The following is a 17968-nucleotide window of genomic DNA, read 5'->3' on the forward strand; positions in this document are numbered from 1 at the left end:
CTTTAACTAAATTCGATTATGTACAAAATAAAAACAATTAATAATTTAATAAACACCCTCTATCTATTAGTCTCTTTTTATAGGAAATAGCAAAAATGGATTTTACCTGGGCAGCTATTGCATTAAATGATTTTCTCTGGATAGGTATTACATTTGTCTTAGGATTGATATCTAAAAAAATAGGCCTACCGCCACTAGTTGGTTTTTTAACCGCCGGTTTTATCCTTAGCTCACAAAATATTGTTGACCAAGAACTCTTAAAGAAAATGGCAGACTTGGGTATTACTTTATTACTGTTTACTATCGGACTTAAAATTAATATTCGTAACTTAATCCGCCCTCAGGTTTGGGGAGTTACCGTAATACATACATCAATCGTTATTGTTTTATTTGGTGCTATAATTTATTTGCTAGCAATTATAGGTACTCCTATCTTAATCGATTTAAGTTTACAAAATGCAATTTTGCTTGGTTTTGCTTTTAGTTTTTCAAGTACCGTTTTTGTTGTCAAAGTTATGGAAGATAAAGGAGAATATGATTCTTTGCATGGCCGCATTGCAATTGGAATTTTGATAATACAAGATATTTTTGCGGTAACCTTCTTAGCAGTCTCAGCCAATAAGATGCCTTCAATTTGGGCCTTATCATTAATATTATTAATTCCTTTTAGGATTATTCTTTACAAAATTCTCGATCAAGTTGGTCGGGGAGAACTATTAATATTATTTGGTTTTCTTTTAGCTATTGGTGGCGCAGAAATTTTTGAACTAGTTGGTGTTAAAGGGGATTTAGGGGCCTTGTTTCTTGGAGCAATCATTGCGACTCATAATAAGGCAGAAGAATTAGTTAAAAACATGCTAGGCTTCAAAGATTTATTTTTATTAGGCTTCTTTCTATCTATTGGATTATATGGTCAACCAGATTGGAGTAGTTTAATTCTAGCTTTATTAATAACGCCCTTTATCATTTTTAAGTCAGCCTTATTTTTTGCCTTATTCACTCGCTTCAATTTACGAGCAAGAACAGCCCTTTTATCAACTATCAATTTAAGTAATTACAGTGAATTTAGTTTGATTGTCATAGCGATTGGCGTAGCAAACCAGTGGATTGATAATCAATGGCTAATCACTATGGCAATGGCTATTTCATTTTCATTTATTTTTTCAGCAGCATTGAATAAGCATGCTCATGCTATTTATACAAAAAATAGACACCAATTAAATAAACTTCAGAGTGAAACCAGGTTATCGTTTGACCAATTACTTGATATTGGTAATGCTGAAATAGCCGTGATTGGCATGGGAACAATTGGTACTGGTGCTTATGATCAATTGTGTGAAAAACACAATGATAATCTTGTTGGAATAGATATTGATCTGGGTACAGTTAATAGCCATATTGCAACCAACAGAAATGTCATACTAGGGGATCCTAGCGATGCCGACTTTTGGGAAAGAGTGAATAAAATACATAAACTCGACTTGATTTTATTAACCCTCCCTCAATTTAATACGACAATTGCCGTTGTAAAGCTTTTGCGCGAGTTGGGTTTTTCTGGCCAAATTGCATCAATTGCAAAGTTCCCTGATGAAGTGAAACAACTAGAAAAAGCCGGAGTCAATATTGTTTCCAACATATTTGTAGAAGCAGGTGCTGGCTTTGCCAACCATATCGCTTCTAATAGCGATTTATTAAAGTCTCAATAAAACCAGTATAGGTGATGACATTAACTGCTCATTACAGATAAATGATTATCCCATTTAAGGCTATTTCTATACCCAACTTCAACAAAACTCTCTAAGTTTTTCATTTGATACTGGTTAATTGCACCAAAACCATTGGTTAACAAAAATTGCTGTTGGCTAGAGTCGTAGGCCACTCCAGCAGTATCACGAATTTTAATCGATTTTTTAAACTGCCCCGATGGCAAATCCCATAGCGTTACAATATGACCTCTGGGACAAGTCACAACAGCATGGTTTGATTGATCGTCAATAGCGACACTCGCAGTATATTGCTTCATCGCGAGTTGTATATTTTCAGGAGCAAAATGTGCTTTTAACTCGCCTTTTCCATGATGAGATAAAACAAGTGGAACACGATCGAAACGCTTGCCTTGATATTGCAAACCAATAACAACCAAATCATTTTGACTGACCGCTAAATGCCTAATGCTTAACTGGTGATGATCAGGCTTAAAACTCTCTAACAACTTGCCTGACGGAAGCTCAATATAACTTAAATTAGGTTGCATTGATGATAAGTTTAATTTTTTTCTTGCTTGTTGTGGGTGCGTTAAAATTCCACCATTGGCCACTACTAAATGATTATTATGATTGAGCATTGCACATTCATGAGGGCCAATACCACCGCTACTAAACTCTTCTAACACCTGATAATTATCTGCGTCTCTAATCACAACTAGACCACGTTGATGAATAAAATCATTTTCTGTAGTTATTAAGTATTGACCATCATGAGAAAAGCAGCCATGTCCATAAAAGTGTCGATCACTTTTCCCTTGTATAACTTGAGACAGCTCGCCAGTTTGCAGGTCAATTTCTAATAAAAAATCACCTGGTCTTCTAGCAAAAACAACTGCTTTGTTAATTTTACTTAAATGCGGAACACTACCGTGACAACGACCCGGTGTTGGAGTAATAAAAAGAATCTTTCCTGATGAATCAAACAAACCTACTGCATGTTTATTTTTACCAATGTCACAAGCACTTAAAAATGTAGTATTGATGTTTTTTTTTGCTCCAAACCAACATCCAGACATTGGTAATATAACACCTGTACTCATTAATAGATTAATAAAATCTCGTCTTTTCATTATCAGGCTCCTACTTTGAATAACCTGCTCTCGACAGGCAGAAGTTAGTCACCATCGTTCCCATTAAAACCAACTGTTGCATTCATTGCATTCGCAAAATCACCTTCAAGTTTAGTAACCATTGATTGCATTAAATCAATCAATTCAGTCAATATAATACGCTGTTCATCAGATGCAATTGCTTCAACAATAGGCTGGTTAATTTTTTCTCCAGCTTCAATTAGCTTTTGTAGTCTTTCTTGCATATTGAGATCAAGCACATCAGCGTTGACAACCTCGTTAAGATATCGACTAAAGCCAATATTATTCTCACCATAAATTTTCTGTAAAGCGGTTAAGTTTTGCATTAAGTTATTTGTAGAATAACGACTACGCCAAGATTCAGCAGACTCTTCGTTACCAGGTAAAGCATCCCCAAATGGCGCTTGTAACTTATAAAGCAAAATGAACTGCGTTTGTTCAATCATTGTATTAACAACATCACTAACCATTTCATCCAATTTGCGTGTGTCACCACTGCCGGCAATATTTTTGCCAGTAAACTCACTAATATAGTCTTCTCCACTGACAGACCAACGATTAACAATATCGTTAGAAATTGTTTGTAAATTTGCTGAGATAGCATTTAATAACTGACAGCGTTTTGTTGCCGTTGAGGCTTCAGAGAACTCTTGTAAAACAACCTCGTCTAATTTAAAAATTAAGTATTCCATTGCTGGAATTCCTTGAGCACCAACACTAGAATTAGCTAATACTTCTTCGGTAATAGCTTCACTACCGGCGAGTAAGTTTTCAACATTATTTTCTACAGCATTATTACTATCAGGCCAAAACTGGACTCGAAATTGATAGTTATTTTTTACAATGGGACCAAAACGCATCATTTGAACAAATTGCCATTTATCCATCACTGTAAACCAAGCACTTCGTAACTGTTCTAACTCGGTAGTTGTTAATGTTGAGCTGCTACAAAATGTTTCACTACTATTAATTAATTCAGTTGTTGATTGAGCCAGTGCTTCATACCCTGGCACAAGTACTTCATTACCAATGTATCTTAACAACGTAACCTGTTCATCCACTTTATTACTGCTAGCCGAAAACTCATCTTTATTATTTTCACCACCACCACCACAGCCATTGATAAATGCGAGCAATATCATAGTCGAAATAAAAACAACGGCCCCTGTTGCCTTAGATAATTGAAATAACATAGTTAAAACCTCAAATTTAAATCGAATTTAAAAAGAACAACAAAGCTTCTCTTTGCGATTTATTGCTCATTAATAATTGTTGTTGTGATGCCTTAGCTTCACCACCGTGCCACAAAACAGCTTCTAATAAGCTACGTGCTCGACCATCGTGTAAAAATGCATTTTCGCCAGTCACCTGTTTTTGTAAACCAAGCCCCCATAATGGTGGCGTTCGCCATTCACGTCCATCAGCTAAAAACTCAGCTTGCTGATCTTGCAAACCTTCTCCCATATCATGAAGCAATAAGTCGCTATATGGCCAAATGATATGCTCTTCGCTATCTTTTTTTGTACTAGCAATTTTAAAAGAAGGTTGGTGGCAGTCATGACAATTAAACTCATAAAAAACTTCTCGACCTTGTTTATAAAGAGAAGCATTAAAATTTCTTACTTTAGGTACAGCTAAGTTTGCAGTAAAAAATACAACTTGCTGTAATAATGAAGTTTCAATATCTAACTTGTGCTTCAAACCTTCACGTCGTTTCTGTATTAAGCATCCGACTTGAACAGAGGTACATTCTTCTTTAGGGTAAATTGCACTGGTAATCCCCATATCATTATTAAATGCCGCCGCCGATTGCTGTTCGACTGATGGTTGAGCAGCCTTAAAACCAAATCGACCAAGCCGTTTTTTGTTTTGGGTTCTATCCCAAACCCAATTAGCTTTTCCAGAAATAGAGTTGTTATCACTATCATCTACATCTTCATTTTTTAAAATGGCCGCTTGAGGAATTTTTTCTAATAGCCCAAGGCCAAGTAATGGCGGCGCAAGACGAGGCGACAAAACATTAGGCTTGGCTAATTGACCGTAAGATAAATTAACCACTTCATAATGGGGCTGACACAAACGATAAGTTTCTCCATCAGCAAACTGCCCCAAAATTTCTTTGCAAGAGCGTCTGACGCCTCCTTCCGCAGCCAGCAGACTTAAATCAACTGGGTTTAAAGGCGCTAAACCTTTATTAATATTCCGATTAATACTGCGTACTTGCAATTGATGGCCATAAATAGGATCGCCTAAATTACCAAGCTGTGGATGGCCTTTCTCACTGCCTAGCTTAAAAATTAGTGCAACTGGAGCAGACGAATTTTCAGCCGGTAACGCACCACGTCCACCGTTAACATGGCAAGTAATACAAGAACGAGCATTAAATAAAGGACCCAGTCCATCTCGTGCAGTGGTCGATGCTGGTGCGACGACCCAAGGATCTCGAAAAAAAGACAACCCAACCCAAAAAGGCATTTGTTGTTTTAAATCCAGCTCTTTATTGGGACGAATAAAAGTTGTCAGATTAACAGGCTGCGGAGCAGCTTTTAGTTTCATTGAAGACGGCTTAACCACTTGGTTTTTACCGATACCAACCACGCTAACTAAACAAGTTAGTGTAATTGATAAAATAAAAATAAATTTAACTAATCGATCAAGTGATCGCATAATCACATAGACTCCAAAAATGCGATTACAGCGGCACGCTCTCCAGCGGAAAAATTCTTAAATGCATGAATCGAAGATTCAGCCTCACCCCCATGCCACAAAATAGCTTCTTCTATTGTTCTGGCTCTGCCATCATGTAAATAAGTCGCTCTTGGGTTAACTGTTTTTACTAAACCTAGTCCCCACAAAGGCGAAGTACGCCATTCATTACCAGTTGCTTCTCCTTCATTTCGGCCATCAGCTAATCCCTCACAACGCAGCACATATTCACATTCGGCACCAGCATCGCATGAATCACCATTAGGAAGCTCTTGAACTATTGCCTGACAACTTCCTCCCATGTCGTGTAAAAGCATGTCGGTATACGGCCAAATGATTTGTTCTGAAAGTGCTTCGATCGGTTTTGCACCGGGCTCTAATTTATTTAAGGCAACCTCACCTAATATACTGCCAGCAGCTTCTCCGGTTTGTTGGCGAGGTGTATGACATCCAACGCAATTGGCGGCAAAAAATAACTGTCGACCTTGCCAAATTTCAGCTTGCCAGGTTTGGTTTGCTTCATCAAAACCTCGACGTTTGGGGACAGCCAGTGTACGGGTATAAAACTCGACCAGCGCTAACTCGATATCTGTAATATCCGTACCTTCTTCACCAGAATTAGGCTCTTGAGCAGCAGCATCTAAACAGGCTTGTTGCAACAAGGTACAAGGCTCTTCTGGAAATATTCGGCTGGTTATTCCCATGTCACCACGATAAGCACCTGCCGATTGATGTAATACCGAAGTCGTTAAAGCTTTACTTCCAAATCGCCCTAGCATCACTTCTTCAGTCAAAATAGTTTTTGATTGATTAAATCGTCCTGAAATACCATCATTATCACTATCATCAGGATCGGCTTTGGCTTTAATATCATCAGCAGAGATTGCCTCTAATAAACCTAAACCAAAGATAGGCGGAGCAACACGAGGAGAAATTAAACTACCTGGAGAAAATGGGCCATAAGATAAATTTTTAATTCGATAAACCGGTTTCCTCAGCGAATAAGTCTCACCATCTGGATACTGGCCATTAATTTCTTGGTAATCAATATAAACAAATGCTTCTCCAATCGCACGACCTCCATTTAGCGCACCATCATGTTCAGGCAACCCAGCATCTGGATCATTACCTACAAAAGAAGCCAGACCGAAAGTCTGTAACTGTCCTCCGTAGGTTGCTTCATTTTGTCCATCAACAGCACTCACTTTAACTAACATGGCATCCATCGGCTCAGTTGTCGAGGCAGGAGCATGACCTCGACCATCTTTAACATGACATCCTTGGCAAGTTGCTGTATTTAAAATGGGTCCTTGTCCTGAATGTGTATTTCTAAAAAGTTGATTACCTGCTTTAAAATTTGCATCAAGATTAAAGTCATTGGTTATTTCAGGAGCAGACTGTGAATAAGCATCTTCATCGATTCGCTCTACCGTAACTCCCCCCCCCGAAAAAACTTCACTTGGATCGACTTTGTCAGCAACAACAGGTGGTAAACCTGGCTCAGGCTCCACCACAACAGGAGGCTCAGTAGCCGTTTTACTTGAACTACCACCACAAGCCGTAATTGCTAAGCAGAGTGTGATACTTATCACTTGAAGATAATTATTATTAGAAAGCATTAAGTCCCCACCCTTGGTATTTATTTCAAATCAAACAACACTCTTATCAATAGCACTTGTTCAAAACGCCAAAAGCCCGTTTCATTGAACGGGCTTTTGAAATCGAAAGATAAAACTAGCTACCGCAAGCGCTACCAATATCTTCGCTTGTATCTTGACATAAGTCTCCAGTGGTTACTCCAAGCGCTTTAATCGCTTCTTCAACCACTGCAGTCTGTGCCACAAGAGAATTGATTGCAGAAGTAATGTTAGGTTCATTAATACCAATTTGGATTTGATTATCAAATGGGATCCCTGACTTGGCTCTAAAATCAATCACCCCAACTTTTGCCATAGTGTCTTCGAGGCTAGCACGTAATTTATTGGATAATTCAGCATGTCCTTCAACAACCAATAAGTCATTAATACCTGCGCCTTCAACAATTTGCCCATCAACTTTTACATATTTACCTTGATAAACATTTTGAATACCAAGTGCATCCAGATAAATATCACGGTGGGTATTATCACTAAAACAAGAATGTTCATCTTCTTGAGAGTTAGTTAATAATGCTATATTAATTCTTTCACCAGCCAATTCACCATAAGCTAACCGCCCCATGCCTTCTAATATTTTTGCTAATGAAACATTGCCACCAGCAATAAAACTTTGATGATAATTGTCACTACCGGAGGGGTTCCATGCATCAACCAAACGCTGTAAATCTTCAATCAGTAAATCTGCAGCAAGCAGCAAATAAGCTGCTCTTCTTTCACAAATATTGTCGTTGCTCCCATTACCTTGTCCACTCGTACACTGACCTAAATGGCCATTAGCTTCATAGTAATAATCAGAAATAGGTCGACTTCCGGCACTCGTATCACGAGGCCCGCCACCGCTGCCATCGATATTTAAATCTTGTCCCCAGAGTAGAAATTCAATGGCATGATAACCAGTGGTAACATTTCGCTCATCACCATTGAGCTCAAAATTATTCTTGAGTACATCCATATCAATCGTTGGGAAATTAGTCGTATCAGCAATAATATTAACGTTAATGTCTGAAGTTGAACTAATATTCTCAGGGTTAGGATCGCCGTCAACCGCATTCGCAACATAATCTATGATTGCTTCACCCAGTGGCCATGCATTAATACGTCCTTCAGGTCCGTCACCTTCTTCTCCCATAGTGCCATCATCTTTTAATGCATCAATTGGGCCGGCACGAAAACGATAAACTTCTGTTTGTAAGTAAGGTTCTCTCGATTCAACCCAGGCAATTTTGGCTTGTTCTAAAGTCTCTTCTGATGGCGAATCAATCAACGCTTGTAATGAATCTCGCATTTCAATTGCTGTTACGAGTGAGTCTCCATAGCTAGCATATGCAATATTCGCATTAGTTTTTAGGACATCATCTCTCGTTACCAGCTTACTAACTCCGTCAGTTCCATCAGTACCAGTTGCACCATCAATACCATCTTTTCCATCATCAGCGCAGGCCGTAAGTAACATGACGCCAACTAATCCAGCAGCTAGTAAGCTATTTTTGCTAGATATTTCTTTTAGAATTTTCATTTTATCTCTCAGGCAAATACAAACATTAAACTTAATGATAATGAGATCTTTTTTCATTTGCAATAAGTTTAATGATGAACTACGAGGAAGGATTGCTATGAGCCATGCAAACTTGCTCTATAAAAAAGAGCACGGTAAAAACAAACGTGAAAAGAATAGAGAACTTATAAAAATGGTCCAACAAATTAGAATAAGGAACAAATAAGGAAATTCGGCAAATATTGGTGTTTCCCCCAAACCGCTAAGCAGAATAAAAAGTAGCGAAACCAATGAAAATCAGCAATTCAAATTAAGAGCCTGAAACTGCTGATTTTTTGAAGATGCGTGTATCTACCCAAACACAAGATTTAAACTTTAAATCGCGACACAACCTGCTTAAGTTTAGTGGCTTGCTCTGATAATTGCCCAGCTCTAGCCGACATTAGCTCGACCGATTCATTGTTATCTTTTGCCCCACTATGAATATGCTCAACTTTTTCAGAAATATCTGATGCAACCGTAACCTGCTGTGAAGTTGCTAATGCAATTTCTTCTGCCTGAAGACGAATATTAGCAACCGAGGCAGTGATACCTGACAATTCTACTTTTACCTGCTCAGTCTGCTCAACACCATCTTTTGCTAAATCGCGACTACTAGTCATCACTGACTCTGCTCGCAAAGCACTTTCTTGTAAACTTTCAATGATATGCTGAATATTTTCTGTTGAGTCTTGAGTTCGGCTGGCTAAAGTTCTTACTTCATCAGCAACAACGGCAAAGCCTCTTCCTTGTTCACCAGCACGAGCCGCTTCAATCGCAGCATTAAGTGCCAGCAAGTTAGTTTGCTCTGCAATACTTTTGATAACTTCCAACACTTCATTAATACTATCAGAGTCCGCTCTTAATTTTCCAACCACTTCACTCGCTTGAAGTACACCATCAGAAAGTTCACCAATTTTTCCAGTTGCGGCCTCAACAACATTTTGTCCTGATTGGACTTGTTCATCAGCCTGGTCAGCAGATTGCGAAGTTTGCTCTGCACCACTAGAAATCCCCTCAACGGTATGCACCATTTCCGTCACCGCAGTAGCAACCAGTTCGACCTCTGAAAGCTGCTGTGACACACGTTGCTGAGTTGAGAAAGACATATCTGTAATTTCAGAAGCAACATCATTAACCTGTTCCGTTGTCTCTGCTGCCTGCCTGACAACTTCCTGTATTTGTTCGACAAAATAATTAAACTCTTGCGCAAGCTCACCCACTTCATCTTCGCGTTGAATTCTGATCCGCTGAGTTAAATCGCCTTCACCGTGAGCCACATTCTTCATCGCATCGACTAAATTATTGAGTGGTTTTAACACGGTTGAAGTTTCAAAATAAATGATAACAGCTAAGACCAAACTAGTCCCTAGTACACTTAACCAGGTCATCATTGAAACTTTTTTGATAGGTTCTTCTATTACTTGAGTTGGTAACATAAAACCTAAATGCCAGTTTAAAACTGGCTCTTTCATGCTAACATCTTGAAAAATAACCCGATGCTCTACGCCTTTCCAACTAACGGTTTGTACCCCTATAGCTTCTGTTAGCATACGCTGCTGGAGCGTTTTAAAGTTTTCTGAAGACTGTAATTGATCTATAGCTTCTAGCTTGGTTCCGTCTCCAATCTGCTTCACAGATATATCAGGAAAAAAGACTATTTTACCTTCATTACTAATTAAAAAAGCCTCCCCTTGGCCTTGATATTTTATTTTATTGAGTACATCAGCACCAATTGTAGTAATTAATACATCAACACCAGCAATACCAATAAGCTTACCGCTTTTATCTCTTACCAAGTGCTGAACAGCAGAAATAATAGCGCCATCAAAAATATCAACACTGGCACTGCCAACATAACCTTTGTTAATTTGCAAAGCTTCAGACCACCATGGACGTTTGGTCGCCCAATATTCCTTATCTTCTCTTCTTCCTGTTTCTAAAAAGTACTCACCAGTAATCGCTGAAGCAAAGTACACACTTTTGATTGTTGGATGAGTATCAGTTAAATGCTTAAAGTGCGCTATAATCTGATCATAATTTTTGTCTTCTCCAAGCGGCTCTTGTCGAACATCATGATTAGCAAACCACTCAATCAATTGTGGGCTGGAAAAAATAGTTTTATTGAGTTGTTGTTTTTCAGCAAAAAAATTAACAATTTTTAGTCCTTCAGCACTTATCATGCTCTCTAAAGACTCTTCTATTTGTTCTCTGGTTTGATTGCTAACAAAATCAACCGCAAAAAACGCAAAAATAACCAATAGGAACAATACCGAACCGGCTGAAGCAGCTACCAATCGCCTGGAAATGGATCTCCTACGAACAAACGACATACATTCAATCTCCGCAAATACCCTCATTCACTCATATTAAAACACTAAAATATTGAGAGTAATTCTATAACTTTAAATAACTAATAAATCTTCTTTCATCTCTTAACTATTATTTTAAGCGCTAACCTGTTAATTTTTAATAAGAATAGCTACTACAAAGAATAGACAGCAATCAACTATATTGCCAATTGATTTAAAAGTTTTTATCTCACTCTCAATACACGAATTGCTTGAATTAAACACCTTTTTCGTTGGAAAAAGTATCATCTTGATTGGATATGATTAATTAAAAAGAGAGTTTGTTTACAATAAAGTGGTGTGAACAAGCTGCTCACACCATTTTATATAGCTAAAGAGGAAAAATATCCAATCACTCAAAGGCTTTTTATCTATTGATAATATTACACTTTGCTCGACTGAATCGTTCTAAAAAACCACACTATCAATAAACCAAAGCCAATGGCTCCAGCCAGCATCGCAAGCCAATCACTACCAGCCCAGTCAGTTCCTATTCCATCAGGCTTTTTGCTTTGAATAAACGCAACAGCAGCAATTCCAACACCAAGCAATCCTTCTCCCCCCACAAAACCGCTACCTAATAAAACACCACGTTCACGCCGTTCATCAAGCAAGGCTTTATCTTTGGTTCTCTTTTCAAAATAGTGGCGTATTAAGCCACCAATGAAAATTGGGGTCATTGTCGATACAGGTAAGTAAACACCAACAGCAAATGGAAGAGAAGGGATTTTCACCAGCTCACATATAATTGCAATGCCACCACCTACAGCAACAAGTGTCCAAGGCAGATTTTGATCCAATACGCCATCGATAACCAGTTTCATTAACATCGCTTGAGGAGCAGGAAGCTCTTTTGAACCAAAACCAAAGGTTTCTGCCAGTAATAATACAGCCAAACAAACAAAAGTGGCAGAGGTCAATACACCGATCAACTCAGCAATTTGTTGCTTTTTAGGTGTTGCACCGAGTAAGTACCCACTTTTAAGATCTTGCGAGGTATCACCAGAAATAGACGCAGCAATTGCAACGACACACCCAACAATTAAAGTCGCAGCCTTACCAGTATTATCAGTCCACCCCATAGCAAGAAAAATAGTCGCGGTTCCTAGTAACGCGGCAATTGTCATACCACTCGTCGGATTAGATGTCACCCCCACTAAGCCAACAATTCTCGAAGCAACAGTAACAAAGAAGAAAGCAAAAATAACAACACACAGAGCAGCGATTAAGCGAGTATCCATTCCCCCTACCGCACCAAAAGCGTTGGGGAATAAGGTTAAAACTAAAATAATTAATAACACTCCTCCGCCGACTAGCTTAATAGGTAAATCTTGGCTAGTACGCGAAACAGCAACCCCGCTTTCTTTATTACTTAACTGTTTAGCCCCAACTTTAAAGCTTTCAAGCATCACAGGGATACTTCGAATCAGAGTAATAATGCCTGCTGTAGCTACTGCACCCGCCCCAATATAGCGGACATAACGAGTCCAAATTTGCCCCGGAGACATATCCTTGATTAAATTGACAGTCTCAGGAAATAGCGGTACGGTCCGGGCATCTCCCCAGTAAGCAATCGCAGGGATTATAATTAATGCCGACAACAAACCACCACCAACCATAATAGCTCCTATGCGTGGTCCTAAAATATAACCAACACCAAATAAAGCCGTTGATAAATCAATGCCTATAGTGGCCTTTTTAATAAACGGGAGCTTGAGAGTAGCATGATCAGGAATCACCTTCAGCCAAGAGGTTAGTGTTTTAAATAAAGCAGCGACTCCCATCCCAAAAAAGATATACTTTGCCTTACTTCCTCCAACTTCATTGGCTACTAACACTTCCGCACATGCAGTACCTTCAGGGTAAGGTAATTTTCCATGTTCTTTTTCAATGAGAAACTTACGCAAGGGCACCATAAATAAAATCCCAAGCAAACCACCACACATAGCTAAAATAGTCATTTGCAGTAAGTCTGGTGCCATTCCCCACATAAATAAAGCAGGTAAAGTAAAAATGACTCCACTCGCAACGGAACTTGATGCTGAACCGGTCGTTTGAGCAATATTGGTTTCTAGTATGGTACTGTTAATACCTGCTTTAGCTAAAATTCGAAAAACAGCAACAGCCATTACCGCAACTGGTATCGAAGTACTAATGGTTAAACCTGCGCGCAATCCTAAATAAGCATTGGCAGCACCAAAAATAATGCCAAATAGCACACCTAGCCCAACGGACTTAAAAGTAAATTCAGCAATGCTTTCACTCGCCGGAATATAGGGAGGGTAACTTTCTCCTTTCCCTAAAGGCACATAAGCTTTCGGATTCAACCCTTTATCTTGGCTCACTAAGAGACTCCTATCAATTTGTTGTTATTCATATGTATTAGAAACATGACCCTTCATGAGTGTCAAATCTGAATCATACTCTTTTATTTAGCTTAACTGGCAAAGCTTATACTTGCTCTATTTGACGATGCTTTTTTTAAGTAAAGCGGGTATATAATGCTATTTAGCTTCGCTTGGTTTAAAGTACCCACTAGATCTCCCAATTCAATTGAAATAGATTAAATGGAACAAGCATGAAAAACACACTATTCATTATTTTATTTACTCTAAGCTGTGGCTGCGTCATTGCGCAAACAGACCGCACCGAAGAAAACAAAATTGTAGCGCAAGTGCAGCAACTACTACCACAATCACTCAAAGAATTAGAGCAAGTTGTTAATATTAACAGCGGCACCATGAACTTTACCGGTGTCAAACAAGTAGGAAATATATTCAAACAACAATTTGACAAGCTGGGCTTTAAAACTCAATGGATAGACGGCAAACCGTTTAATCGCGCAGGTCATCTACTCGCCTCACATGGAGATAAAGGTCTAAAAATATTGATGATAGGGCACCTGGATACAGTATTTTCCAAACAAGATAGTTTTCAAAAGTTTAAAAAAATCAATGACAAGATGATTGCAGGCCCCGGAATTACTGATATGAAGGGAGGTAATGTCATTATTGTTTCCGCTATAAAAGCATTAAAAAAAGCCAACCTACTCAATAATGTTAGCATTAAAGTTATTTTAACAGGTGATGAAGAACGTAGTGGGCGCCCACTCTCACTTTCTAAAAAAGCCATTGTTGAAGCTGCCAAATGGGCAGATATTGCATTAGGATTTGAAGATGGTGATGGAGACATCAAAACCGCAGTCATCGCTCGAAGAGGGGCTGTGGGCTGGACTTTAAAAGTGGAAGGAAAACCCGCCCACTCTTCACAAATTTTTCGTGATGATATTGGCTATGGTGCCATTTTTGAAACAGCAAGAATTCTTAATACTTTCCGCCAAAAATTAGAAAAAGAAGAGTTGCTAACGTTTAACCCAGGCATGATTGTTGGCGGAACAACGACTTCTTACGATAAAAAAAGCGCTTCAGGCGAAGCATTTGGTAAAAGCAATGTAATTGCCCAAACCACTCAAGTCACTGGAGATATTCGTGCCTTATCTGCACAACAACTTGAAAAGGCAAAGCGTGCAATGCAACAAATAGCTCAACAGAATTTACCACACACTTCAGCCACTTTAACTTTTAAAGACGGCTACCCACCGATGGCTCCAACCAATAACAATAAACAACTATTGTCTATTTATAGCCAGATTAGTGAAGATCTAGGATATGGAAAAGTTGAAGCAGTCAACCCAAGACGAGCAGGCGCAGCGGACATATCTTTTGCTGCTAACCATGTTGAGATGGCATTAGATGGCTTAGGTTTAATGGGAACAGGTGGACATACCAAAGATGAAATAGCAGATATCAGCAGTTTGTCTAAAAATATAGAAAAAGCAGCAATTCTTATTTACCGGCTAGCTCAACAATCAGCCAAAAATTAGCACCAATAAGCAATTGAGTTAGCATAGTACTTTAGCACATCAATACTATCTGAATTGATGTGTATCACTTCTTTTTCACACTCAATAAATCGGCGTAAACGCAACATATCAATAGCGGCATTTAAAGCAATGTCTTTATTTTTATGAGGAAAAACTATATGACCACCTTGAGCTTCAATCTTTTGCATTAGTTGTTTGGTATGTTGCTTAATAGAAGCAATATCCATTTTATTCTTATCACAAGAAAGTAAAGCTTTACAAAGCAATACCACAGGCACAACAGGAATTGTTTTTTCAACGGCAATCATTAACTGGTGTGATAATTTTTTAACCTCTATGAACCGTTGTTTAACTTCAAGGCTAGAAAAGTTAATTGCATTATTACTACAATAATCCCGAGCAGATATTGGTTGAGAAAAACTTACACTGGCGTAACCAAAGCGCTTCCATTGGTGTCGACGAGCTAAACGAAAATTATTCCAGATAAACTTCAGTGTAGTTTTAACCGCATACCAATGTCCTTTTTTTCCACTGGCTTCATCGAGTGACAACAATAATGTTTTATCTTCTAAAACTCGATCATAATTAAGGCCAACCGGAATAAAAACCACATCGCGATCTTTTTGAGGATTAAAACTCCGCAACATATAACCTAAGAAGCCTAACTTAGGCTCTCTAATTTTTCCATTTCTTGATAACCCTCCTTCCGGAAAAACAACTTGGCAAACGCCTTCTTTAGTCGCCATTGCAATGTATCTTTCTAATACTTTTCGATAAAGCGGATTACGAGAATTACGCCTGACAAAGTAAGCCCCCATTGACTTCACCAATCCTCGTAACGGCCATACTCTAGCCCACTCTCCAACAGCATAAGATAAAGCCATTTTTTCAGCCACCAGAAAAGACACTAAAATATAATCCATATTACTTCGGTGGTTAATTACAAATACAACCGTTGCATCCTTACTCACATTTTTCAAATGATCACTTTTACTTGCTCTCACTCTCACTCGGTAGAGTAACTTAGCCAACTTTTTTGACAACCAATAACCAAGCCGATAATAAATATAGGCATTAAATGTAGGCACTATTTCACGGGCATAACGATGAACCTTTTCCATCAATACTTCACGCGGCACTTCATCTTCAACAGACTGTTTTTGAACAAACTCCAATACTTGCGTATCATGGATTAATCGATCAAGTAACACTTGCCTTTTAGTGAGTTGAAAAGGTCGTATTTTAATATTCAATCGCTGATTTAATTCGTTAATTGCACGATTAATTTTTTTACGAATAAACCAGCGTAAACCAGGGAAAAGAAACTTTTGAATAATAACGGTTGAAGCAATTGTTATTAAAATAACAAAAAGCCATAGAGGAATTGTAACTTCTGCATCCATCAAATTGGCCCCTCCTTTTCGTCCATCAAAGTTAATATTAATTTCTTTTAATCAACACGCCTAAAACCAACTATCAACTTCTTCATCTAACTTATTTTTACATGTTTTCAACTGACGATTATATATTGCTGCTTTTTGTTTCACCTTATTTGCAACTTTCTTTAACCAAGGCTTCTTATTATAAGTTTTTCGAGCATAGCCACCACGCCCCTCATGATAAGCCAAATATTGCCCATAAGCATCCCACTTGGATAACTTCAATCGCTTTTGACTACCGTCGGTATACCAACCAATAAAGTCAATAGCATCTTCAAAATCATCACGATCGGCTCCTGCTTGACCTGTTGCCTTAAGATACTCTTTCCAGGCAGGATCTTGTGCCTGAGCATAACCATAAGCCGATGAAGATCTAGGCAAGGGAATAATCCCTAAAAACCAATCTCGCTCTGGCTGAGCATCAGAAATAAAACGCGACTCTTGATGCATAATAGCCATCATGACATAAATAGGAGTCCCCCATTTGTGCTGTGCATCTCTGGCGGCTTCGTACCAGTCTGTCTCACCTAAAAAAATATCGCAGAGGTTATTAGAATTAGTTGGTACATAGGTTGCGCACCCGCTTAAACATAGAAGGATCAGACAAATAATATGTAACTTTAGTCGCATTATTAATCGTATATAAAAGTTAGAAAACACTTCATCATAGCAAAGGATTAGCTTAATTTTAACCTTTTGATCTATAATCCAACTTTAATCTTATGTAGGTAATTTTAACACCGAGGTATCTATTATAAACAAACGAGCAATCGGGATATTTGACTCTGGTGTTGGGGGGCTGAGTGTTTTATCCTCTATTCAAAAGCAACTACCCCATGAAAATTTAATTTACCTTGCAGATACACAGTATGCGCCTTATGGTGATCGAAGCAACAGTTTTATTGATGATAGAGTACAAAAGATAGCCAGCTTTTTAACTCAGCAATCAATAAAGCTCTTAGTGGTTGCCTGTAATACCGCTACTGCAACATCCATTAACCAGCTTAGAAGCCAGTACGATATTCCAATAATAGGCCTTGAGCCAGCCCTAAAGCCAGCAGTAGAAGCCAGCCAAAATAATAAAATCGGGGTAATTGCAACGCATGCTACGCTTAAAAGTGAAAAGTATCAAACCTTACGCTCACGCTTTATTGATAAAGCCGAAATTATCGAAAAAGCAACACCGCAGTTTGTGAATATTGTTGAAAGTTTATCTTCCTTGACCTCAAAAGATATCAATATTATTCAATGTGAATTAGAGCCATTCCTTAAAGGTAAAGTGGACTCTTTAGTATTAGGCTGTACTCATTTCCCTTTTCTCGTAGACATCATTCAAAAAACAGTAGGTCCACAAGTAAAGCTCTATGAAAGTGGTGAACCTGTAGCCAATGAAGTTAAAAGACGATTAGATGGCAACTTTAATACACAGAAGGTATTAGGAACTAAAGATTATTATTCTAGTGCCCCGAAACTAGCAATACCAATTTTTGAGCACTTATTAAATCAAAAAGTTAAACTGAAAACATTTTAAATGAATAGA

At 38.4% G+C, this 17968-nt stretch carries 12 protein-coding genes; 3 read left to right on the forward strand and 9 right to left on the reverse strand.

Annotated features, from left to right (window positions below):
• The first annotated feature begins 95 nt into the window (after positions 1 to 95).
• On the forward strand, positions 96 to 1706 hold the full coding sequence (locus ACT5E3_RS21200; RefSeq protein WP_444995560.1) for a cation:proton antiporter domain-containing protein: 1611 nt from the start codon (positions 96 to 98) through the stop codon (positions 1704 to 1706).
• 20 nt (positions 1707 to 1726) lie between these two features.
• On the opposite strand, the gene ACT5E3_RS21205 is transcribed toward ACT5E3_RS21200, so the two are convergent.
• From ACT5E3_RS21205 to ACT5E3_RS21235, 7 genes are all read right to left on the reverse strand, one after another.
• Positions 1727 to 2836: a DUF1513 domain-containing protein gene (locus tag ACT5E3_RS21205; RefSeq protein ID WP_444995561.1), complete on the reverse strand. Its 1110-nt coding sequence runs from the start codon at positions 2834 to 2836 to the stop codon at positions 1727 to 1729.
• Between the two features lie 44 nt (positions 2837 to 2880).
• On the reverse strand, positions 2881 to 4050 hold the full coding sequence (locus ACT5E3_RS21210) for an imelysin family protein (RefSeq protein ID WP_444995562.1): 1170 nt from the start codon (positions 4048 to 4050) through the stop codon (positions 2881 to 2883).
• Between the two features lie 16 nt (positions 4051 to 4066).
• The gene (locus tag ACT5E3_RS21215; protein WP_444995563.1) at positions 4067 to 5524 is read right to left on the reverse strand and encodes a di-heme oxidoreductase family protein; all 1458 of its coding nucleotides are present in this window, start codon (positions 5522 to 5524) and stop codon (positions 4067 to 4069) included.
• 2 nt (positions 5525 to 5526) lie between these two features.
• Positions 5527 to 7182, reverse strand: coding sequence for a di-heme oxidoreductase family protein (locus ACT5E3_RS21220; RefSeq protein WP_444995564.1), 1656 nt, complete (start codon positions 7180 to 7182; stop codon positions 5527 to 5529).
• Between the two features lie 115 nt (positions 7183 to 7297).
• Positions 7298 to 8737: an imelysin family protein gene (locus ACT5E3_RS21225; RefSeq protein ID WP_444995565.1), complete on the reverse strand. Its 1440-nt coding sequence runs from the start codon at positions 8735 to 8737 to the stop codon at positions 7298 to 7300.
• Between the two features lie 347 nt (positions 8738 to 9084).
• The gene (locus tag ACT5E3_RS21230; RefSeq protein ID WP_444995566.1) at positions 9085 to 11088 is read right to left on the reverse strand and encodes a methyl-accepting chemotaxis protein; all 2004 of its coding nucleotides are present in this window, start codon (positions 11086 to 11088) and stop codon (positions 9085 to 9087) included.
• Positions 11089 to 11489: 401 nt separating this feature from the next.
• Positions 11490 to 13451, reverse strand: a complete 1962-nt coding sequence (locus tag ACT5E3_RS21235) for an OPT family oligopeptide transporter (RefSeq protein ID WP_444995567.1) — start codon at positions 13449 to 13451, stop codon at positions 11490 to 11492.
• A 233-nt stretch (positions 13452 to 13684) separates the two neighbouring features.
• Between ACT5E3_RS21235 and ACT5E3_RS21240 the strand changes: the two genes are divergently transcribed.
• The gene (locus tag ACT5E3_RS21240; protein ID WP_444995568.1) at positions 13685 to 14989 is read left to right on the forward strand and encodes a M20/M25/M40 family metallo-hydrolase; all 1305 of its coding nucleotides are present in this window, start codon (positions 13685 to 13687) and stop codon (positions 14987 to 14989) included.
• Here ACT5E3_RS21240 and ACT5E3_RS21245 read toward each other — a convergent pair.
• Entirely contained in the window at positions 14986 to 16392 is a 1407-nt protein-coding gene (locus ACT5E3_RS21245) for a 1-acyl-sn-glycerol-3-phosphate acyltransferase (RefSeq protein ID WP_444995569.1), read from the reverse strand. The two genes, ACT5E3_RS21240 and ACT5E3_RS21245, sit on opposite strands and share 4 nt — an antisense overlap.
• A 60-nt stretch (positions 16393 to 16452) precedes the next feature.
• Positions 16453 to 17058, reverse strand: coding sequence for a transglycosylase SLT domain-containing protein (locus ACT5E3_RS21250; RefSeq protein WP_444995570.1), 606 nt, complete (start codon positions 17056 to 17058; stop codon positions 16453 to 16455).
• Positions 17059 to 17245: 187 nt separating this feature from the next.
• On the opposite strand from ACT5E3_RS21250, the gene murI reads away from it, so the two are divergent.
• Positions 17246 to 17959: a glutamate racemase gene (gene murI, locus ACT5E3_RS21255; RefSeq protein WP_444998617.1), complete on the forward strand. Its 714-nt coding sequence runs from the start codon at positions 17246 to 17248 to the stop codon at positions 17957 to 17959.
• Positions 17960 to 17968 lie beyond the last annotated feature (9 nt).

The sequence above is a fragment of the Aliikangiella litoralis genome (assembly GCF_052495765.1).